Source organism: Bradyrhizobium uaiense, from assembly GCF_010811875.1.
Classification (GTDB): domain Bacteria; phylum Pseudomonadota; class Alphaproteobacteria; order Rhizobiales; family Xanthobacteraceae; genus Bradyrhizobium; species Bradyrhizobium uaiense.
Genome location: NZ_VKHP01000176.1, coordinates 1 through 20482 on the forward strand (window position 1 = coordinate 1; position 20482 = coordinate 20482).

Consider the following 20482-nt stretch of genomic DNA (forward strand, 5'->3'; position numbering starts at 1 on the left):
CCCGAGGCGGCCGCACTGGTGGTGAGGGGGGAGCCTGGGTGGTCATGCTATCTCTGGGCGCAGGTAACCCGCCGCGTTCTGCCGAACCTCGATATCGACACGCAGGAATTGCATGCGGTCGCGGTTCGCCGGGCCCTGGCGACTTTGGGTGGGAGGCAGGGCCGATGACGCAGGTGTCAATGACGGTCAACGGAGGGGTTGTCGCGGCGGATGTTGAGCCGCGCACGCTGTTGGCGGACTTCTTGCGCAGCGAGCTTCACCTTACCGGAACGCATCTCGGATGCGAGCAGGGTGTTTGCGGTGCCTGCACGGTTGTGCTCGATGGCAGGATCCAACGCTCGTGCATCACATTTGCTGCTGATTGCAACGGCGCCGACGTTACCACGATCGAAGGTTTTGATGACGATCCGACCATGCAGGAATTGCGCGAGGCGTTTTCCGAGTGCCATGCCCTGCAATGCGGCTTCTGCACGCCCGGAATGCTGACGACAGCGCGAGATATCGTGCTTCGGCTGGGCGATATCGATGAGCGGGCTCTGCGCGAAGAACTGTCCGGCAATCTCTGCCGCTGCACCGGTTATGTCGGGATTGTCGCCGCGGTCAAAAAAGTCGCTGCGGGCAGAAAGCCCAACGTGGCGGCGGCCGTGGCTCCGGTTACCGTGAGCAGGTTCGAGGGCTCGAGGTCGCGGCCCGCGTCCCTTTTAGCGACAAACGGGCCCGTGACGCGTTCGTCGGCTGCAGCTAAAGCGGCACCGATTGGCGGATCGGCCGGCGGCACATCGATCGAGGAACGGGTACGAGTCGCGGCGCCCCCGGAGCAGGTTTGGAGCATTCTTTCGGACCTGAAACGGGTCGTCCCCTGCGTGCCTGGCGCTGAGATCACGTCGCTCGACGGAGAGGATCTCGTCGGAAAGGTTCGAATATCGCTCGGTCCGATCAAGGTCGCTTTCAACGGCCAGGCGAAAGTCGGCATGGATTCCTCGAAGCGAGAGGGATGGCTGACTGGCCGGGGGCGTGATTCCGGACAAGGGTCGTCCGCAGCGGGCAGCGCGCGCTGGAGCGTCATTGCCGACGGGCCAAGCGCATCACTGATTGCGGTCACGCTGACCTGGAAGCTGAGCGGACCGCTCGCTCAGTTCAACCGAGCCGGGTTGGTGCAGGACGTCGTGCGTCGATTGGCTACGGCATTCGCCGAAAACCTCGAAGCCAGTATCACGGGTGCGGCTCCGCCTCGGAGAAAGACGACGCTCGGCGGCCTTGGACTGATTTGGTCGGTTCTCAAGGCGCGCTTGTTTTCGCGGCAGTAGGGCCGCAGAAGCGGCCCTACCCTTAGGAGAACTCCCGTACACGCTCTATATTAACGTGGTATACTGAGTATATTCAGCTATCCCGGCCTATTCGTTCTGACCTGCGGTCGACTTCCGCCGCCCGGATGCCGCGGCGGTGTCGGGCAGGCTGTACTTGCTGTTGCCTTCGATCAACTCGGTTACCATCGCGAGGAACGCGGCCCTGAATTCGGGGCGCAGCGGGGCGAGAAAGCGATCCTGCGCGCGCCGCATACTGTCGTACATCTTGTCGACAACCGCTTCGCCATCCTTGGTCAGGAAGGCCACCATCGAGCGTCGGTCCGTTTGGCTTCGTTCGCGCCGCACCAGGCCGCGTTCTGACAGGCGGTTCAGGACGTCTGCAACATTAGTGCGATCGATGCCGACCTCACCGCCAAGCGTCACCTGATCGATACCCGGGTTGTTGAGCAGGGTTGTGATCAGACCGTACTGCACCGGTGTGATGCCAAACTCCTGGCACTCTTCAAGAAAGATCGCCGAGTGGATCTGATGCAGACGGCGGATCAGGTAGCCAGGGCGCGATGCTAGGGGCATCCGTGCCATCTCCACCCTGACTTCGGGCTTCGTGGAATTGGCGGATGATTGCTTCTTCAACGTGCATTCCTTCCATTCTTTAGGCGGGCGCGGCGAGCGATTGCGCCAGAGGCCTCTTGACGAGTCGCCAAATTACTCAGTATACATCTCTTTATCGCGTACGATACCGCCGGTTTCAGGATTGACCTGAGAATAACAACAAGAAGATGGCGGCGCGTGAGGCAAACGGAGGATGGCTCATGAACAGGCTCATATCATCGACTTTCGCGCTCATCTTAGTATCGGGTCTGGGTCCGGCCAAGGCAGGCCCCGACGCGATTACGGTCGGCGTCCTGAACGACTTGAGTGGTGTCTACGCGGATCTCGGCGGGCCCGGCTCCGTTGCGGCCGCGGAAATTGCGGTGGAGGAGTTCGGGCCAACCGTGATCGGGAAGCCGATCAAAGTGCTCTCGGGGGATCACCAGAACAAGGCCGATGTCGGTTCGCAATTGGCGCGTCGATGGTTCGATGTCGATCACGTCGACATGGTGATCGACTTCCCCAACTCGGGCGTGGCACTAGCCGTCCAGGAGGTCGCGAGAGCCAAGAAGAAGATCGCGATCTACTCCACGGCAGCAACGATGGATCTCACCGGGAAGGCGTGCTCGCCGACCGGATTTCAGTGGACCTATGACAACTATTCGAATGCTGCGGGGGTCGCCTCTGCCCTCGTGAAGAAGGGGATTGACACTTGGTACTTCCTGACGGTCGACTACGCGTTCGGTCTTTCGCTCGAGGCGGAGGCGTCGAAGGCAGTCAAGGCAGCCGGCGGCAAGGTGGTGGGAGCCGCACGCCATCCGCTGAACACACCGGATTTCTCATCCTTTCTGCTTCAGGCGCAATCCTCGAAAGCGAAGGTCATCGCGTTCGCCAACGCCGGTGGCGACACGGTCAATGCCGTGAAGCAAGCCAATGAATTCCAAATAGTGCAGGGCGGGCAGACAATCGTTACCCCGGTCACGTTCATCACTGATGTGCACAGTCTCGGTCTTCAGGTCGCCCAGGGTCTCACTTTTGTGACCGGCTACTACTGGGATCTGAACGACCAGAGCCGCGCTTTCGCGGAGAAATTCTACAAGAAGCGCAAAGCCATGCCGACCATGGCGCAGGCCGGCGTCTATTCCGGCGTGCTTCACTACCTGAAGGCAGTGAAGGAGGCGGGTACCGACGACGGGATTGCCGTCGCGGAAAAGATGCGAGAGCTGCCTGTGCGGGATTCCTTCACGCAGACCGGTTCAGTGCGAGCCGACGGACGAATGGTCCACGACATGTACCTGGTCGAAGTGAAGAAGCCATCTGAATCGAAGGCGCCGTGGGACTACTACAAGGTCCTGGCGACCATTCCCGCGGCCGAGGCGTTCAAGCCCCTGGCTGAAAGCGAATGTCCCCTCGTGAAATGACCAAGAGGGTCACCCCGGTCCGGTCCGTCTTAGCCGTGACCGGGGTCCGCGCACGTTCGAGATCCGTAAGGAGTAAGCCATGTCGTCCAGAATTCGCAAGATCGCGCTTGAAGAGCACTTCATGGCGCCAGGCTTCGAGGAGTACTCGAAGGTCTTCACCAAGCACATGGACTCCGCTGCGCAATCCAGGCTGTCGTCCCAACTGAAGGATTTCGACGACTTGCGGCTCGACGAGATGGATCGAGCCGGAATCGACAAGGTCGTCTTGTCGCAGACCGGCCCGAGCGTTCAGGCTGAGCCCAACGTAGACATCGCGATCCGGCGCGCCGCCGAGGGCAATGACTATCTTGCACGGCAGGTCAAGCGGCGTCCGGCGCGCTATGCCGGCTTTGCGTCGTTGGCGATGCATTCCCCGAAGGCGGCTGCGGACGAACTGACCCGAGCCGTTGAGGACCTTGGTTTCAAAGGGGCCCTGGTCAACGGTCATACAGGCGGGATCTACTACGACCACCCGTCCTACGACGCGTTCTGGGAGCGGATGCAACATCTGGACGTTCCGCTCTATTTGCATCCGACGGACCCGAGTCCGATTCCGAAGGCCTATGACGGCCATCCAGAGCTCACCGGTGCAGTGTGGGGGTGGGGCGTCGAGACCGCGACCCATGCGCTCAGACTGCTGTTCGGCGGTGTCTTCGATCGCTTTCCCCGGCTGAAGATAATCCTCGGCCACATGGGAGAGGGACTCCCGATGCTGCTGTGGCGGTTCGACAGCCGCTTCGCCGTCTACCCGCACGGTGTTCAGCTGGCGCGCAAGCCTTCCGAGTATTTCGGACGCAACATCTTCATCACGACGTCCGGAGTCTGTTCGCCTGCAGCGCTGACCTGCGCACTTGCCGAGATGGGCAACGACGCGGTCATGTTTTCGGTCGACTACCCCTACGAGTCGACGGCAATAGCCGCGGATTTCATCGAATCCGCTTCGATACCCGAAGAGGTCCGTGCGCAAGTCTGCTCGCGCAACGCTGAACGCATTCTGAAATTGGCCTGATCGGCCGGGGAGACACCAAATGCAAAAGGTTTATCGCGTCGGTCAGATCGTTCCGAGCTCGAACACGACCATGGAGACTGAAATCCCCGCGATGCTTGGCGCGCATTCGCTCGCACACGGCACACGCTTCACGTTTCATTCCAGCCGGATGCGAATGAAGACGGTCAAGAAGGAGGAACTCGCTGCCATGGACAGCGAGTCCGATCGCTGCGCTCTCGAGCTTTCGGATGCGCGTGTCGACGTGCTCGGTTACGCCTGTCTCGTGGCGATCATGAGCATGGGGAAGTCATATCACCGGGTCTCACAGGAGCGGCTCCACGGTCGCACGGCCGAGAACGGTGCACCGGCGCCCGTTGTGACCAGCGCCGGTGCCCTCGTTGACGCCCTTCATGTGATCGGTGCCAAGCGTATTGCCGTGGTTGCGCCATACATGAAGCCACTTACGCAGCTTGTGATCGACTACATCGAGCATGAAGGGATCAGCGTCTCCGATTCTCGCGCGCTGGAGATCCCGGACAACATCATGGTCGGTCGGCACGACCCCGCGAACCTGCCGAAGATCGTGGCGAGCATGGATCTGAAGGATGCCGATGCGATCGTCTTGTCGGCATGCGTGCAGATGCCATCGTTGCCCTCGATTGCGGAGGTCGAGGCCAGAACCGGCAAGCCCGTCGTCACTGCCGCCGTCGCGACGACATACGCGATGTTAACGGCCCTCGAACTGGACACACGGGTGCCCGGCGCCGGTGCGTTGCTTTCGGGCGCCTTCAACAAGGATGCATCGTCCGCTCGTATCGCAAAGTTGCAGGCCGCAAGATGAGTGCGTTCCGGAGCGGCGGCAACGTTCATGTGAACGGGATCAGGCTCCACTACCTGCTTTACGGGCAGCCGCGGGCGGGGCGTGATCCGGTCATCATTCTGCCCGGCATTACCAGTCCGGCCGTGACTTGGGGGTTCGTCGGCGAACGGTTTGGCCGCGAGTTCGAGACCTACGTTCTCGACATTCGGGGCAGGGGACTGTCCGAGAGCGGATCTTCGCTCGACTACAGCCTGGATGCGCAGGCTGCCGATCTGGCCGGGTTGGCCGCAGCGTTGAAGTTGTCACGATACTCCGTCGTAGGCCACTCGATGGGCGCTCGTATCGCAGTTCGTGCGGCGCGCATGGGGCTGCCCGGACTAGCGAGGCTCGTCCTGGTGGATCCCCCTGTATCAGGACCCGGCCGACGGAGCTATCCGGCAAGACTCGATTGGTATGTGGATTCCATTCGGCTTGCGAGCCGCGGTTGCGACGCCGAAGCGATGCGCGCTTTTTGTCCGACCTGGACCGATGATCAGTTGCGGCTTCGAGCAGAATGGTTGCACACCTGCGACGAGCGTGCGGTGCGAGAGAGTTTCGACGGGTTTCACACCGACGACGTTCACGCCGATCTCGGAGGGATCTGCGTACCCGTGAGGCTGATCGCGGCCGGACGTGGTGACGTCGTTCGCGACGATGACATTTCCGAAATCCAACGACTTGTGCCGGGCGCTTCGACCACCCGGGTGACCGACGCGGGGCACATGATCCCTTGGGATGATGAAGAAGGTTTCTACGCTGCCTTCGAGGCATTTCTCGGCGCTCGTCTGGACGCCGCAACCAGCAAGGAGAAAGAACATGTCAGTCAGCGATCATGATCTGATACAGGCCTGGAAGCAGGTTCTCGCGCTTTCCAAGCTGGAGCCGGGTCAACTTGTCACGGTGCTCACCAGTTCGTCGACGCATCCGCAGACCCTGTCCACGGCAATCCTCGCGGCTGCATCGATGGGCGCAATCGTCAACCGGCTCGATCTGCTTCCGGTCAATGGCGAGAAGGCGTTGAGCCGAGATTCGCTTGCCTATCTGGGGACGACGCCCTTGACCGGAAATCGGGCCGCAATCGCGGCCTTGAAGGAGAGCGATCTTGTCCTTGATCTCATGACCCTTCTGTTCTCTCCCGAGCAGCACGAGATACTGAAAGCGGGGACGAAAATTCTGCTCGCTGTCGAACCTCCGGAAGTCCTGGTGCGCATGGTGCCGACGCTGGCCGAGCGGTCCCGCGTCATGGCCGCCAGCGCCAAGCTCAGCAAGGCGAAGGAGATGCATGTCACGTCGCCGGCCGGGACGGATGTGCGTTTCAAGCTGGGCCAGTTCCCGGCAATCAGCGAGTACGGCTTCGTTGACGAGCCGGGAAGATGGGATCATTGGCCCAGCGGGTTTGCCTTGACCTGGGCGAACGAAGGTGAGGCCGACGGAACGATCGTGATGGAGCGGGGCGACATCCTGCTCCCGATGAAGTCCTACATTCAGGATCGTATCCACTTCGAGATCGAGAAGGGTTTCGTCACGTCGATCGAGGGCGGCGTCGATGCCGAGATCCTGAGCGAATACATGGCCTCGTACAATGATCGTGACGCATACGCGATGTCGCACATCGGCTGGGGACTGCAGCCGAGGGCGAAGTGGTCGACGCTCGGTCTCTATGACCGGGAAGCCACGATCGGCATGGACGCACGGGCCTTCGAGGGCAATTTCTTGTTCTCGTTCGGGCCGAACAACGAGGCTGGCGGTAGCCGGACGACCGCGTGTCACATCGATATTCCGATGCGTAACTGCACGATTGCGCTCGACGGGGAGGAAGTCGTCCGGAACGGAAAGGTGCTCGATGGTGGTCCGGTTCGCGAGGCGGCCGAATGACCGACGACAAGTTGACATATCGCCGGCAGGGCTTCGGCCAGGACCTAGATATTGTTGCTCCGTTCGGGCTGCTAATCGTCGATTTCGTCAATGGCTTCCTCGATCCTGCCGTTTTCGGCGGCGGCAACATTGCCGCCGCCATGGAGAAAACGGTTGGTCTGGTGGGCGAAGCTCGTCGGCGAGGGTGGCCGGTTGCGCATTCCAGGATCGTATTCGCGGACGACGACGCTGACCGCAACGTTTTTGCGATGAAGGTGCCGGGGCTGCTCGCGTTGAAGGAGGGCTCCTCGAACAGCGCGATTGTTTCGCAGCTCGGGCCGGAGACGGATGAGCTGGTCGTGCGCAAGACCGTGCCGTCGGCATTTTTCGCAACAGGACTGGCACCTTGGCTGACGCAGCGCGGCGTCCGGACTCTTGTGGTCGCGGGCTGCGTCACCAGCGGCTGTGTTAGAGCCAGCGTCGTTGATGCGATGTCGTTAGGCTTCCTTCCGCTTGTGGTCCGCGATTGCGTCGGAGACCGCGCGATCCGGCCGCATGAAGCGAACCTGTTCGACATGTCGGAGAAGTACGCAGTCGTGATGGATCTCTCCGATACGTTGGAGCTGGTGGAAGCGAAGACGCCCGGATCTGCCGCTGTGATCGGCGGCTCGAGCAGGCGCTAATGGCCCGCTTCGTGATGTCAGCACTGGGGGTGGCAATAGCGGCGGATTGCGCACATGTCGCCAACGTTGCCCGTATCCTTCGATAATCAGGTTGTCTTCCGTCAGGCGTTCTGCGGGACCTTCTGTTTGCGCGAACGAGTTTGGTTTGCCCGGCGACAATTCGTTCAAAAATTATTTGTGTACTGATGAATAAACGAGACGCTTAAGATCATTTTTCGAATAGCCTATGGCAATTTTCTTTCAAAACAGCGCGTACTTGCTCGACTTGATTCTGAGTTGTTAACCGTCGCGAAAGTGATATACTCAGTATACATCTCAATTCGACAAGATAAGAGGTGAGGGGACGATGACGGACACGCTGCATTCTGTAAGCGCTCTGCGTGCGACTTCCGCAATGACCGCCGAGGAGAAGAAGGTCGTATTGGCGTCTTCATTCGGTGCGCTGCTTGAGTGGTACGACTTCTACATCTACGCGGCTCTGGCGGTTCAGCTCGGGCATCTCTTCTTCCCGAAAGGCAACGAGACGGCGGCATTCCTCGCAAGCCTCGCAACGTTTGGTGCCGGTTTCCTCATTCGTCCGATCGGCGCGCTGTTCTTCGGTCGCCTGGGAGACATGGTTGGACGCAAGAAGACGTTTCTTGTGACCATCATTCTCATGGGCGTTGCTACGGTGGGGGTGGGACTGCTTCCAACCTACGATCAAATCGGGATCGCGGCGACGTACGGACTCGTGCTTTGTCGCTTGCTGCAGGGCCTGGCGCTGGGCGGCGAAGTCGGTGGAGCCGTGACCTATGTTGCGGAACACTCGCCGGTGCACCGGCGTGGGGCCTACACTAGTTCACTTCAGACCACGGCGACGCTCGGGCTCCTGAGCTCTATCATCGTGGTATTCGGGTTGAAGCTCATACTATCCGATAAGCAGTTCCACGATTGGGGCTGGCGCTTGCCGTTCGTGTTGTCGCTGCTGTTGCTGATCGTGTCCGTCTACTTTCGTGCGAAGCTACACGAGTCGCCTACGTTCCAGCGGATGAAGGCTGCCGGCGCAACGTCGAGGGCGCCGGTCACCGAGAGCTTTACGCAGGCCTCGAACCTCAAATGCATCGTTCTGTTGTTCGTTGTTGCTGCAGGCCTCGGAGCGATCTTCGGCACCGGACATTTCTACTCGATGTTCTTTCTCAACAAGACACTAAAGGTGCCTATGGAGGAGGTACAATTGCTGATCGGCCCCGCTTTGGTCGTGGTAACGCCTCTCTATGTTTTCTTCGGCTGGTTGTCCGATCGCATCGGCCGCAAGCCCATCATGGCGCTGGCTTGCCTGTTGGCGGCTGTCACCACCCAGCCGATCTTCAAGGGCTTGACCCACTATGCAAACCCGGGCCTGGAGCGCTTTCTCGAGAACGCCGATATAGTCGTCACGGCTCGCGACTGCAATTTCCGCTTGTTTGCTGAGGCTGCCACGGAATGCGATAAAGTGACGGGCCTTCTAGCTGACCTTGGTGTCCAGTATCGGTCGGAGCAGCCGGCCCTCGGCGCGCCGACCACGGTCAAAATCGCAGGACGTCTCGTAGAGGACTTTAACCCCGACACGCTTAGGCAGGCGTTGGTCTCGGCGGGGTGGCCATCATCCGCCGATCCTTCGAAGATCAATCGCCCTGCGGTATTTGGGCTCCTGTTCGTACTCGTGCTTTATCTGGCGATGGTGTACGGCCCAATGGCAGCTTTCATGGTCGAGTTGTTTCCGGCGCGCATTCGATATACGTCCCTCTCGTTTCCGTTTCATGTGGGCGCGGGTTGGGTTGGCGGAATGCTATCCTTTGTTGTCACAGCAATGAATGTGTATTCCGGAAATCCCTATTTTGGATTGTGGTATCCGGTGATCGTGTCGGGGTTCGCGTTCGTTGTCGCTATTTGCTTCGTGCCGGAGACTCGCGGTCGTCCGTTGGATTGATGACAACGGAGCATCATGGCGGCGACCCTTCGACGGCAGATTGGGCTCGGCAGGGTTCGATCGTCTTGCCTTGGCGTTGAAGGAATTCGCCGACCGGCTACTCGTTGCCGGTCAAGAAGAAATTGGCCAAGGCCGTCTTCAGATTGGCTCTCAGGCCAGCTTCAGTCGACAATTGGCAGACCGGCGAACGGCCGGTGAACCAGGGCGCCAGGTTTTCCGACTATACGGCCCAAGACTGCAAATCTTTGACGTCGTCGGAACAGATTTGCGCGAAGCCCAGGTAGCTAGTCAACGCCCCCGCATGAATCCGCGCCGCTGAGCCAGTACACGAACGAAAAGAGCTCGTATCTGGTGCGGTTTCTGGTGCGGACGTCGTGCTACGGGCAACGAACGCGCAGTAAGATATTGATCCTCTTGCTGGGCCCGGCAGGACTCGAACCTGCAACCAGACCGTTATGAGTAGCCGGCGGATCTCACGAGAATAGGGCGGGGTTGCATCCGGGCGACTAGCTCTTGTCTGAACCAGGGCCGAAAAAGCACCTTTGACGGCGAAGTGCACCTAGCAACTTCAACCATCCAGATAAGCTGTTGAAATCGCAACAAACGCGAACGACCTCCGAGCGCACCATAAACCCACGCTTAGCATCGAAGTCGCCGGCTATCGCAGCCGTCACAGGTTCAAATCCCGTCCAGGATTTGAACCTACTTTGAACCCCCGCGGGGCGATGGATCGTGCACGGCCGATGGCCCTTTGGCAGACGATTTGGAGTTAGGTCGCCCTTCGATAAATTGTAGTGGTCTAACAACTCGACCCGCCGACGAGATGCAAAATGCCTTCAATCAGCGGATCTTTTTGGTAAGCGCGTGGCCAAGGACGGAGCCAACAGATCTACCCCGCGTTGGCCTTCAGGCCGGCGGCTTCGATGCCGGCCACGGCGCAGATCTCGTCATTGTCAGAGGTGTCGCCGCTGACGCCGACGGCGCCGAGCAGGGTCGCGCCGTCCATGATCAGCACGCCGCCGGGGACCGGCACCAGCCGGCCCTGCGCCAGCGTGTTCACGGAATCGATGAAATAGGCCTGCTCCTGCGCGCGCTGGTACAGCGCCCGCGATCCCATGCCGAGCGCCAGCGCGCCGTAGGCCTTGCCATGGGCGATTTCGGCCCGCATCAGGCTGGTGCCGTCCTGGGCCGCGGTCACCTTCACTGCGCCGCGCGCATCGAGGATGGTGACGACCAGCGGCTTCAGCTTCTTCTCGACGCCCTTGGCGAGGGCGGCATCCAGAATCTTGCGGGCGGTGTCGAGAGTGAGCTCAGCCATGGGCCTGTTCCTTTGTCGGCAATGATTGGTCGGATTTCGATTTCGCACGTTTCAGGCTCATCGCCAATACGCTGGCGACATGCAGCGGCGTGCGGCCGCTGCCGTCCTTGATCTGATGCCGGCACGAGGTGCCGTCGGCCACGATCAGCGTATCCTGATCGGCGCCGCGAACCGCAGGGAGCAGCGAGAGTTCGGCCATCTCGATCGAGGCCTGATAGGTCTCCGCGCCATAGCCGAACGCGCCGGCCATGCCGCAGCAACTCGACTCGATGGTCTTGACCTCGAGGCCGGGCACCAGGCGCAGCAGCTTCTCCACCGGCTTGAACGCACCAAAGGATTTTTGGTGGCAATGACCGTGCACGACCGCTTTTCCGGCGACCGCGCCAAGCGGGAGGGCGAGGCGTCCGGCCTCCGCTTCTCGCACCAGAAACTCCTCGAACAGCAAGGCGTGGGCGCTGACGGACTTCGCGGCCCCATCCGATCGCAGCGACAGCAGTTCGTCACGCAAGGTGAGAAGGCAGCTCGGCTCGAGGCCGATGATCGGCACGCCGCGCGCCGCGAACGGTGCGTAGGTCGAAACCAGCCGGTCGAGCTCGGCGCGGGCCTGCTCGACCAGTCCGGCCGACAGGAATGTGCGTCCGCAGCACGGCGGCCGGACGCCATCCAACGGACTCGGCAGGTGCACGCGATAACCGCCGGCGATCAGGACCTCAACCGCGGCGTCGAGATTCTCGCGCTCATAACCGCGGTTGAACGTGTCGGCGAACAGCACCACTTCACGTCCCTCCGGCGGACCCAGCACCTCGGCATCGGGCCGGAAAGTGTCGCGACGAAATTCCGGCAGTGCGCGCTTGGCGCTGATCCCGGCGAGCGTCTCGAACAGACCGCGCAGCAGCGGGCTGCGGTTGCGCCAGTTTGCGATCGGCGCAAAACGCGAGGCGAGATCGACATAGCGCGGCAGGTAGCCGACCAGCCGGTCGCGCAGAGACAGGCCGTGCGTCGCGGCGCGTGCGGCCAGCACCTCGATCTTCATCTTGGCCATGTCGACGCCGGTCGGGCACTCATGGCGGCAGGCCTTGCAGGAGACGCAGAGTTTCAGCGTGTCCATCATCTCGTCGGAAGCGAGCGCGTCCGGCCCGAGCTGGCCCGAGATCGCGAGCCGCAGCGTGTTGGCGCGACCGCGGGTGACGTCCTTTTCATTGCGTGTCGCACGATAGGACGGGCACATCACGCCGCCTTCGAGCTTGCGGCAAGCGCCGTTGTTGTTGCACATCTCGACGGCGCCCTGGAAGCCGCCGCCGGCGCCGGGATAGGCCGACCAGTCGAGCGCCGTCTTCAAATCGCCGACGCGATAATCCGGCGAAAAACGAAACAGCGATCGGTCGTCCATCCTGGGCGGATCGACGATCTTGCCCGGGTTGAGCGTGTTGGTCGGGTCGAAGCGCTGCTTGACCTCGCGGAAATCGGCGACGATGCGCTTACCGAACATGGTCTCGTGGAATTCCGAGCGCACCAGGCCGTCGCCATGCTCGCCGGAATGCGAGCCCTTGTATTCGCGCACCATGGCGAAGGCTTCCTCGGCAATGGCGCGCATTGCCTTGACGTCCTTCTCGAGCTTGAGATTGAGTACCGGGCGCACATGCAGGCAGCCCTCGGAGGCATGGGCATACATCGTGCCACGGGTGCCGTGTTTGGCGAAGACGGCATTGAGCCGCTCGGTGTAGTCGGCGAGGTGCGGCAGCGGCACCGCGCAATCCTCGACGAACGAGACCGGCTTGCCCTCCTGCTTCATCGACATCATGACGTTGAGGCCGGCGGCGCGGAAATCGGCGATGCCGGATTGCAGCGCCGGCTCGACGATCTCGACCACGCCGCCCCATTTGCGTTGCGGCTTGTCCCAGCCGAAGCCGAGATCGCCCATCAGCTCGCCGAGCTGCTTGAGACGGGCGAGATTGTCGGCCTGGTCCTCTTCCGCGAACTCGACCACCAGGATCGCGTCCGGATCGCCGCGCACGGCTGCCGAGATGATCGGCTGGAACATTGCGATCTCGCGGCCGAGCGCGATCATGGTGCGATCGACCAGCTCAACGGCAATGGGCCGCAGCTTCACCAGATGCTGGGCCGCATCCATTGCCTCGTAGAAGCTGCCGAAATGGCAGACGCCGAGCGCCTTGTTGCGGATCACAGGCCACAGCTTCAGCTCGACCTGCGTGGTGAAGGCGAGGGTGCCCTCCGAGCCGACCAGCAGATGCGCCATGTTGTTCGGCGCGTTGCGCGGCACCAGCGCGTCGAGGTTATAGCCGCCGACGCGGCGCTGCACCTTGGGGAATTTGTCTGATATCTCGGCCGCCTCGCGCTCGCCGAGATCGAGCATGTCGCGGAACAGCTTCAATCCGCTGCCGGAGCCGTTGATCCGCGTCAGGTCGCGCGGCACCTCGCCGAAATGCAGCAGCGTGCCGTCGGCGAGCGCGGCATCCATCGCCAGCGTGTTGTCGCGCATCGTGCCGTAGCGCAGCGAGCGGCCGCCGCAGGAATTGTTGCCGGCCATGCCACCGATGGTGGCGCGCGACGCGGTCGAGACGTCGACCGGAAACCACAGCCCGTGCTTCCTGAGTTGGCGGTTGAGGTCGTCGAGCACGATGCCGGGCTCGACCACGCAAATGCGGTTCTCGACGTCGAGCGAGACGATCCGGTTCAGGTGCTTGGAGAGGTCGACCACGATGCCGTCATTGACGGTCTGGCCGCATTGCGAAGTGCCGCCGCCGCGCGGGGTCACGATCCGCCCGGCGTCGCGGGCGATCGAAAGCGTCCGCAGTGCCTCATCGACTGTGCGCGGCACCACCACGCCGGCCGGCATGATCTGGTAGAACGAGGCGTCGGTCGCGTAGCGGCCGCGGTTGAAGGCATCGAAGAAGACGTCGCCGGTCAGTTCGGACCGCAGGCGCTGTTCGAGCGATGAGGCGTTCTTCATCCCAGATCCGATGTGATCCATGACGCGACGCGGGCGCCTGCTCACGGATTATGCATTCTCTCGATTTGAGAATTACATTATGAATTCAAAATGAGCAAGGATCGCGATCCGATCGCGACCCTCGGGCCCATCCGTTAGTCGCCCTGAGGCGTCGTTTCCAGGCCGGTATCCTGGCCTTCAGCGAGGTGATCGATCGCGGCGGATCGCTTGTTGCGCAGGTGCTGGAACAGGATGTCACTGAGCTCGCTTGCCGCGCGGCGGCGCAGCGCATCGAGGATCGCCTCGTGCTCGCGCATCGCCTCGCCCCAGCGCTGCCGCTTGCGGGCGAAATTGGCGGAATAGCGCACGCGCCGGATCCGGCCCGCGAAATTGGCGTAGGTCGTCTTCAGCGTTTCGTTGCGCGCAGCCGCGACGATGCTCTCGTGGATCTGCTGGTTGATCTGGAAATAGCCGTGCATGTCGCGGTGCAGATAGTGGCCGTACATCTCGTAATGCAGCCGCTCGATCGCGGCGATTTCCTCGTCGGTGATCAGCTCGCAGGCCAGTCGTCCGGCGAGGCTCTCCAGCCCGGCCATCACGTCGAACAGTTCCTCGAGGTCGCGTTGGCTGAGCTGGCGCACCCGCGCGCCGCGATTGGGCAAGAGCTCGATCAGGCCTTCGGCGGCCAGCACCTTGAGCGCCTCGCGCAGCGGCGTCCTGGAGATCCCCAGCATTTCACAGAGCTGCCGTTCCGGAACGCGGGCGCCCTCGGGAATGTTGCCTTCCACCACGTAGTCGCGGAGGCGCAGCAGCACCTCGCCGTGAAGCGAGGCTTCCTGGCGATCGCTGCCGTTGCCGGCGGCCGGTTGGGTGATCGGAACCCCGGTTTCGGGAATCGCAGATTTCATATTCTGAACAATAGTTTGCCGATACGGTCGCGTCGATGTTCTCAATCGAATACCAAATTTGGATTGAAAATACAAATAATGAATGCAAAATAGCTTCTCGAAGGGTCAAAATCCGGCGATAGGGAGGTTCTCATGCATCAAGGGCGCCATTTCTTGCAGATTCCAGGGCCGAGCCCGGTCCCGGATCGCATTCTTCGCGCGATGGACATGCCGGTCATCGACCACCGCAGCGCGGAGTTCGCCGCGCTTGGCCGGACGGTGCTGGAGGGCAGCGCCAGGATATTCCAGACCAAAGGCCCGGTGGTGATCTTCCCGTCGTCGGGGACCGGCGCCTGGGAAGCCGCGATCGTCAACACGCTATCGCCCGGCGACAAGGTGTTGATGGTCGAGACCGGTCACTTCGCCACGCTGTGGCGGCAACTGGCCGGCCGCTTCGGCATCGAGGTCGACTTCATTCCCGGCGACTGGCGCCGCGGCGCCGACCCCGCCCAGATCGAAGCAAGGCTTGCCGAGGACACCGCGAACAGCATCAAGGCGGTGATGGTCGTCCACAATGAGACCTCGACCGGCGCGACCAGCCGGATCGGTGACATCCGTGCCGCCATCGACCGCACTTCGCATCCGGCGCTGCTGATGGTCGATACGATTTCGTCGCTGGGCTCGGTCGATTACCGCCACGACGAGTGGAAGGTCGACGTCAGCGTCAGCTGCTCCCAGAAAGGCTTCATGCTGCCGCCCGGCCTCGGCTTCAACGCCATCTCGGAAAAGGCCCGCGCCGCGTCGCGCAGCAACAAGATGCCGCGCTCCTATTTCGATTGGGAGGAAATGCTGAAGCCGAACGCCAAGGGCTTCTTCCCCTACACGCCGGCGACGAACCTGCTCTACGGGTTGCGTGAGGCGATCGCGATGCTGCTGGAGGAGGGGCTCGACAAGGTGTTCGCCCGCCATCAGCGGCTGGCCGCCGCCACGCGCGCCGCCGTCAATCAATGGGGACTCGAAGTGCTGTGCCAGGAGCCTTCGGAGTTCTCGCCGGTGCTGACCGCGGTGTTGATGCCGCCCGGCCATGACGCGGATCAGTATCGCCAGGTCGTGCTCGACAATTTCAACATGTCGCTCGGTGCCGGCCTGTCGAAGGTCGCCGGCAAGGTGTTCCGCATCGGTCATCTCGGCGAGTGCAACGAGCTGACGTTGCTCGGCGCGCTCACCGGTGTCGAGATGGGACTGTCGGTCGCCGGCGTGCCGCATCGCTCGGGCGGCGTCGAGGCCGCCATGCGGCTGCTGGAGCAGCGCGACCAGCGCAACGCGTCGCATCTGAAGGTGGTCGGCACCTAGCCGCTCACCCACAAGACAAACAGAAACGCAGATCAGGGAGGGGGAGGGGATATGAGGCTTCGGTTCAAGGCCACCCATGTCGTGTTGGCCATGCTCTGCGTGATGTATTTCATCACCTATGTCGACCGGGTGAACATCGGCACCGCCGCCGGCGACATCCAGAAGGAGCTTGGTCTATCCAACACCCAGCTCGGCCTGGTGTTCTCGGCCTTCGCCTATCCCTATCTGCTGTTCCAGGTGATCGGCGGCTGGGTCGGCGATCGCTTCGGGCCACGCCAGACCCTGTTCTGGTGCGGCATGATCTGGGCCGCGGCAACCGTCATGACCGGCTTTGTCCATGGCCTTGCCGCGCTGTTCGTCGCGCGCTTCGCGCTAGGGTTCGGCGAAGGCGCGACGTTCCCGACCGCGACGCGCGCCATGCAGTACTGGACGCCGGCCAACCGTCGCGGCTTCGCGCAAGGCCTGACGCATTCGTTCGCGCGGCTCGGCAATGCCATCACCCCGCCCGTCGTCGCGCTCCTGATCCTCTGGCTGACCTGGCGCGGCGCATTCGTCGTGCTCGGCATCGTCAGCCTCATCTGGGGTATCGTGTGGGTCTGGTACTTCCGCAACGAGCCGCGGGACCATCGCTCGATCACCGAAGCCGAGCTCGCGACGCTGCCGCCGCGTCCGCAGGGCGAGCGGCCGAAGGTGCCGTGGGGACCGCTGTTGCAGCGAATGTGGCCGGTGACGCTGACCTATTTCTGCTACGGCTGGTGCCTGTGGCTCTACCTCAACTGGCTGCCGCTGTTCTTCAAGAACAACTACAGCCTCGATCTGAAGAACTCGGCGCTGTTCGCGTCCGGCGTGTTCTTCGCCGGGGTGATCGGCGACAGCATCGGCGGCGTGATCTCCGACCGCATCCTGGAACGATCAGGCAATGTGCGCCTGGCGCGGCTCAGCGTGACGGTCGTGGGATTCGCGGGCGCGCTGCTGTCGCTGATGCCGATCCTGTTCGTTCACGACATCACGGTGGTCGCGCTCTGCCTGTCGGCCGGCTTCTTCTGCGCCGAGCTCGTGATCGGCCCGATGTGGTCGATCCCGATGGATATCGCACCGAAATATTCCGGCACCGCTGCGGGGATCATGAACACCGGCTCGGCCTTCGCGGCCATCGTCTCGCCGCTGGTTGCCGGTTTCGTCATCGACGCCACCGGAAACTGGTACCTGCCGTTCCTGATGTCGATGGGCCTGCTGCTGCTCGGCGGTTTCTCGGCATTTATGATGCACCCCGAACGGCCGTTCGAAGAGGCGGGCGGGCTTGTGGGGCCGGGAAAGGTGGTGGCCGCCGAATGAGCGGCCGTCGGCCCCATTGCGGCGTCGTCAGATATGCATGACCGACCCTCGCGGGGCGGAGAACAAATCTGGCGAAAATGGTGACATGGATGCGATCTCGAACAGAGGTTGGGAGTACTGAGCTTGGGTATGCTTCGTGGCGGCTGCCATTGCGGTGAAATCAAGTTCGAAATGCCCGATCAGGCGGCTTTCAGCACCGTCTGCCATTGCCAGGATTGTCGGAAGCAATCTGGAGCGCCGATGCTGGCGTGGGCAATGGTCCCCAAAGCTGCGGTATCGCTCCAGGGGAAGCCGAAAGTCTATTCGTCTTCAGAAAACGGCCAGCGCTCGTTTTGCCCAACGTGCGGTACGGGGCTGTTCTTCAGCAATGGGATTCTCGACCAGATGGGCATGATGCAGGTCAGGATCGCCGCGCTTGACGATCCGAATTCGATCCCGCCCAAGGTTCAGGTGCAGACGGCCGAGCGCGTCCGATGGGTGGGGTCCCTTCACGATCTTCCAGCCTTCGAGCGCTTCCCGAGCTGACCATTCGGGATCGCTAAATATGGGCGAAGGCCCGCCTTCTTCACGGCGATTGGTACAATCGGGACAGGTCTGGTCCAACAGGCGCTGCTCAGCATTCTTGCAGATGGCGTCTGCACTGGATCGGTCTGGCCCGGTGTGAGCTCGAACGTCAGATAACCTACTGAGACATATCGAGAAGAGCTAAAGCCATGTGGGTCGATATGGGCCGATATAGTTGGCTTCGATTTCCAGATAGTGATATGCGAGCGGCTTACCAAGACCAAGGCAAGACCGGGAAAGACGCTCATGACCGTGCATACTGGAAGGCATTTTCTGCAGATTCCGGGACCGACCAACGTGCCGGACCGGGTGCTGCGGGCGATGGACATGCCGACCATGGACCATCGCGGTGCCGAATTCGCCGAGATCGGCTTTGCCGTGATGTCGTCGATGCAGCGGGTGTTCCGCACCAAGCAGCCCGTGATCATCTATCCCTCGTCGGGGACCGGCGCCTGGGAGGCCGCAATCGTCAACACGCTGCAGCCCGGCGACAAGGTTTTGATGTGCGAGACCGGGCAGTTCGCGATGCTGTGGCATGGCATCGCCGACAGGTTCAAGCTCGACGTCGATTTCATTCCGGGCGACTGGCGCCACGGCGCCGACCTCGAGCAGATCGAGGCTAGGCTGTCGGCCGACAAGGCGCACAAGATCAAGGCCGTCTGCGTGGTCCATAACGAGACTTCGACCGCCTGCGTCACCTATCCGCGCGACGTCCGCAAGATCCTCGACACCCTAAAGCATCCGGCGCTGCTGATGGTCGACACCATCTCGGGCCTCGGCTCGCTCGAATATGAGCATGATGCCTGGGGCATCGACGTCTCGATCGCGGGCTCCCAGAAGGGTTTGATGCTGCCGCCCGGCCTCGGCTTCAACGCCGTGTCGGAGAAGGCGCTGACGGTGGCGAAGGCCAATCCGGGAATGCGCTCCTATTGGGATTGGCAGGAGGTCATCAACATCAACAAGGCCGGCACCTGGCCGTACACGCCCGCCACCAACCTGCTGTTCGGCTTGCGCGAGGCCGTGAAGATGCTGGAGGAAGAGGGGCTGGAGAACGTGTTCGCCCGCCACAAGCGCCACAGCGAAGCGACGCGCGCGGCCGTCAAGGTCTGGGGGCTGGAGACGCAGTGCCAGGAGCAGGGCGCGCATTCGCCGGCATTGACCGCGGTGCGCGTACCTGATGGCCATGATGCCGACCACTTCCGCAAGGTCGTGCTGGATAATTTCGACATGTCGCTCGGCACCGGCCTCAACAAGGTCAAGGGCAAGGTGTTCCGGATCGGGCATATTGGTCACTTCAACGATTTGATGCTGATGGGCACGCTGTCCGGCGTCGAAATGGGTCTCGATCTGGCCAAGGTGCCGCATCGCGGCGGCGGCGTGCTGGCGGCGATGGACGTCCTGAAGGGCCGCGACGCCGCGCAGACCTCCAAGGCCGTCGCTTGAAAAAGGCCGTCGGCTGAAATCGAATCGCAAAGAACAGAAAGAGCGAGACATGAACGCGCCCGTCGCACCGACTGAAGACCTGATCTATTCCGTCGAGGACGGGATCGCGCGCATCACGTTCAACCGGCCGCAGGCCCGCAATGCGCTGACCTTTGCGATGTATGAGCAGATGGCCTCGATCTGCGAGAACATCAATCAGGATCATCAGATCAAGGCGCTGATCATGACCGGCGCCGGCGACAAGGCGTTCGCCTCCGGCACCGACATCTCGCAGTTCCGCGCGTTCAAGACGGCGCAGGATGCGCTGGATTACGAGGCGCGGATCGACCGCGTGCTGGGAACACTCGAGCAGTGCCGCGTGCCTGTGATCGCGGCGATTGCCGGCGCGTGCACCGGCGGCGGCGCCGGTATCGCCGCATGCTGCGACATCCGCATCGGCACCGAGGCGACCCGGATCGGCTTCCCGATCGCGCGCACGCTCGGCAACTGCCTGTCGATGTCCAACATCTCGCGGCTGGTCTCGCTGGTCGGTCCGGCGCGGACCAAGGATCTGATTTTCAAGGCGCGCCTGGTCGAGGCGCCCGAAGCCCTCGCGCTCGGGCTGCTGAACGAGGTCGTGCCCGACGTGGAGACGTTGCAGCGCCGCGCCACCGAGACCGCGAAGCTTGTCGCCGGCCATGCGCCGATCACACTCGAGGTGACCAAGGAAGCGGTGCGCCGCATTCGCCGCACGCTGTCGCGCGAGGAAGGCGAGGACCTCATCCTGCGCGCCTATATGAGCGAGGATTTCCGCGAGGGCATGGACGCGTTCCTCAACAAGCGCGCGCCCAACTTCAAGGGCAAATAACGGCCGCGCTGCGTCCCCATCCACATCTGTCATCGCCCGGCTTGATGTTCAGCCCGGGGACATGACCGACGGGTGTTCGGGGGCATGGCCGACAC

Annotated in this window: 17 protein-coding genes; 13 read left to right on the forward strand and 4 right to left on the reverse strand. The window is 62.1% G+C overall.

The window, feature by feature from the left end; translation table 11 throughout:
- Window positions 1-164 precede the first annotated feature (164 nt).
- Entirely contained in the window at window positions 165-1307 is a 1143-nt protein-coding gene (locus FNJ47_RS32155) for a xanthine dehydrogenase family Fe-S subunit (protein WP_163159958.1), read from the forward strand.
- An 87-nt stretch (window positions 1308-1394) separates the two neighbouring features.
- Here the strand turns inward: FNJ47_RS32155 and FNJ47_RS32160 are convergent, their stop codons facing one another.
- Window positions 1395-1940: a MarR family winged helix-turn-helix transcriptional regulator gene (locus FNJ47_RS32160; protein WP_236000211.1), complete on the reverse strand. Its 546-nt coding sequence runs from the start codon at window positions 1938-1940 to the stop codon at window positions 1395-1397.
- Window positions 1941-2086: 146 nt separating this feature from the next.
- Between FNJ47_RS32160 and FNJ47_RS32165 the strand changes: the two genes are divergently transcribed.
- The 7 genes from FNJ47_RS32165 to FNJ47_RS32195 all read left to right on the forward strand — a co-directional run bounded on the left by FNJ47_RS32165 (window position 2087) and on the right by FNJ47_RS32195 (window position 9690).
- Complete coding sequence (locus FNJ47_RS32165; protein WP_236000212.1) at window positions 2087-3319, forward strand: ABC transporter substrate-binding protein; 1233 nt, start codon at window positions 2087-2089, stop codon at window positions 3317-3319.
- Window positions 3320-3440: 121 nt separating this feature from the next.
- A complete protein-coding gene (locus FNJ47_RS32170) occupies window positions 3441-4367 on the forward strand; it encodes an amidohydrolase family protein (RefSeq protein ID WP_206685367.1) in 927 nt (308 codons plus the stop codon).
- 19 nt (window positions 4368-4386) lie between these two features.
- The gene (locus tag FNJ47_RS32175; protein WP_163159960.1) at window positions 4387-5187 is read left to right on the forward strand and encodes a maleate cis-trans isomerase family protein; all 801 of its coding nucleotides are present in this window, start codon (window positions 4387-4389) and stop codon (window positions 5185-5187) included.
- Window positions 5184-6041, forward strand: a complete 858-nt coding sequence (locus FNJ47_RS32180) for an alpha/beta fold hydrolase (protein ID WP_163159961.1) — start codon at window positions 5184-5186, stop codon at window positions 6039-6041. Before FNJ47_RS32175 ends, FNJ47_RS32180 begins: the two co-directional genes overlap by 4 nt.
- A complete protein-coding gene (locus FNJ47_RS32185) occupies window positions 6022-7080 on the forward strand; it encodes a 2,5-dihydroxypyridine 5,6-dioxygenase NicX family protein (protein WP_163159962.1) in 1059 nt (352 codons plus the stop codon). The genes FNJ47_RS32180 and FNJ47_RS32185 overlap by 20 nt, the downstream gene beginning before the upstream one ends.
- Complete coding sequence (locus tag FNJ47_RS32190; protein WP_163159963.1) at window positions 7077-7742, forward strand: isochorismatase family protein; 666 nt, start codon at window positions 7077-7079, stop codon at window positions 7740-7742. Before FNJ47_RS32185 ends, FNJ47_RS32190 begins: the two co-directional genes overlap by 4 nt.
- Window positions 7743-8088: 346 nt before the next feature.
- Window positions 8089-9690, forward strand: a complete 1602-nt coding sequence (locus FNJ47_RS32195; protein ID WP_163159964.1) for an MFS transporter — start codon at window positions 8089-8091, stop codon at window positions 9688-9690.
- An 889-nt stretch (window positions 9691-10579) separates the two neighbouring features.
- On the opposite strand, the gene FNJ47_RS32200 is transcribed toward FNJ47_RS32195, so the two are convergent.
- The 3 genes from FNJ47_RS32200 to FNJ47_RS32210 all read right to left on the reverse strand — a co-directional run bounded on the left by FNJ47_RS32200 (window position 10580) and on the right by FNJ47_RS32210 (window position 14866).
- On the reverse strand, window positions 10580-11008 hold the full coding sequence (locus tag FNJ47_RS32200) for a GlcG/HbpS family heme-binding protein (protein WP_163159965.1): 429 nt from the start codon (window positions 11006-11008) through the stop codon (window positions 10580-10582).
- Window positions 11001-13979, reverse strand: coding sequence for an FAD-binding and (Fe-S)-binding domain-containing protein (locus FNJ47_RS32205; protein ID WP_163159966.1), 2979 nt, complete (start codon window positions 13977-13979; stop codon window positions 11001-11003). Before FNJ47_RS32205 ends, FNJ47_RS32200 begins: the two co-directional genes overlap by 8 nt.
- Before the next feature lie 134 nt (window positions 13980-14113).
- On the reverse strand, window positions 14114-14866 hold the full coding sequence (locus FNJ47_RS32210) for a GntR family transcriptional regulator (protein ID WP_163159967.1): 753 nt from the start codon (window positions 14864-14866) through the stop codon (window positions 14114-14116).
- A gap of 132 nt (window positions 14867-14998) precedes the next feature.
- Between FNJ47_RS32210 and FNJ47_RS32215 the strand changes: the two genes are divergently transcribed.
- From FNJ47_RS32215 to FNJ47_RS32235, 5 genes are all read left to right on the forward strand, one after another.
- A complete protein-coding gene (locus FNJ47_RS32215; RefSeq protein ID WP_163159968.1) occupies window positions 14999-16198 on the forward strand; it encodes a pyridoxal-phosphate-dependent aminotransferase family protein in 1200 nt (399 codons plus the stop codon).
- A gap of 51 nt (window positions 16199-16249) precedes the next feature.
- Window positions 16250-17533, forward strand: a complete 1284-nt coding sequence (locus FNJ47_RS32220; protein WP_163159969.1) for an MFS transporter — start codon at window positions 16250-16252, stop codon at window positions 17531-17533.
- Between the two features lie 129 nt (window positions 17534-17662).
- On the forward strand, window positions 17663-18058 hold the full coding sequence (locus FNJ47_RS32225) for a GFA family protein (RefSeq protein ID WP_163159974.1): 396 nt from the start codon (window positions 17663-17665) through the stop codon (window positions 18056-18058).
- A 285-nt stretch (window positions 18059-18343) separates the two neighbouring features.
- Window positions 18344-19540, forward strand: a complete 1197-nt coding sequence (locus FNJ47_RS32230) for a pyridoxal-phosphate-dependent aminotransferase family protein (RefSeq protein WP_163159970.1) — start codon at window positions 18344-18346, stop codon at window positions 19538-19540.
- A gap of 49 nt (window positions 19541-19589) precedes the next feature.
- Window positions 19590-20387 (forward strand): enoyl-CoA hydratase/isomerase family protein, encoded by a 798-nt coding sequence (locus FNJ47_RS32235; protein ID WP_163159971.1) that lies wholly within the window; start codon window positions 19590-19592, stop codon window positions 20385-20387.
- Window positions 20388-20482 lie beyond the last annotated feature (95 nt).

Excerpts from the sequence above, each read along its gene's own strand:
- FNJ47_RS32155 (WP_163159958.1), top strand. The coding sequence starts at position 165 with ATGACGCAGGTGTCAATGACGGTCAACGGAGGGGTTGTCGCGGCGGAT.
- FNJ47_RS32165 (WP_236000212.1), top strand. The coding sequence starts at position 2,087 with ATGGCGGCGCGTGAGGCAAACGGAGGATGGCTCATGAACAGGCTCATA.
- FNJ47_RS32170 (WP_206685367.1), top strand. The coding sequence starts at position 3,441 with ATGGCGCCAGGCTTCGAGGAGTACTCGAAGGTCTTCACCAAGCACATG.
- FNJ47_RS32175 (WP_163159960.1), top strand. The coding sequence starts at position 4,387 with ATGCAAAAGGTTTATCGCGTCGGTCAGATCGTTCCGAGCTCGAACACG.
- FNJ47_RS32180 (WP_163159961.1), top strand. The coding sequence starts at position 5,184 with ATGAGTGCGTTCCGGAGCGGCGGCAACGTTCATGTGAACGGGATCAGG.
- FNJ47_RS32185 (WP_163159962.1), top strand. The coding sequence starts at position 6,022 with ATGTCAGTCAGCGATCATGATCTGATACAGGCCTGGAAGCAGGTTCTC.
- FNJ47_RS32190 (WP_163159963.1), top strand. The coding sequence starts at position 7,077 with ATGACCGACGACAAGTTGACATATCGCCGGCAGGGCTTCGGCCAGGAC.
- FNJ47_RS32195 (WP_163159964.1), top strand. The coding sequence starts at position 8,089 with ATGACGGACACGCTGCATTCTGTAAGCGCTCTGCGTGCGACTTCCGCA.
- FNJ47_RS32200 (WP_163159965.1), bottom strand. The coding sequence starts at position 11,008 with ATGGCTGAGCTCACTCTCGACACCGCCCGCAAGATTCTGGATGCCGCC.
- FNJ47_RS32205 (WP_163159966.1), bottom strand. The coding sequence starts at position 13,979 with ATGAAGAACGCCTCATCGCTCGAACAGCGCCTGCGGTCCGAACTGACC.
- FNJ47_RS32210 (WP_163159967.1), bottom strand. The coding sequence starts at position 14,866 with ATGAAATCTGCGATTCCCGAAACCGGGGTTCCGATCACCCAACCGGCC.
- FNJ47_RS32215 (WP_163159968.1), top strand. The coding sequence starts at position 14,999 with ATGCATCAAGGGCGCCATTTCTTGCAGATTCCAGGGCCGAGCCCGGTC.
- FNJ47_RS32220 (WP_163159969.1), top strand. The coding sequence starts at position 16,250 with ATGAGGCTTCGGTTCAAGGCCACCCATGTCGTGTTGGCCATGCTCTGC.
- FNJ47_RS32225 (WP_163159974.1), top strand. The coding sequence starts at position 17,663 with ATGCTTCGTGGCGGCTGCCATTGCGGTGAAATCAAGTTCGAAATGCCC.
- FNJ47_RS32230 (WP_163159970.1), top strand. The coding sequence starts at position 18,344 with ATGACCGTGCATACTGGAAGGCATTTTCTGCAGATTCCGGGACCGACC.
- FNJ47_RS32235 (WP_163159971.1), top strand. The coding sequence starts at position 19,590 with ATGAACGCGCCCGTCGCACCGACTGAAGACCTGATCTATTCCGTCGAG.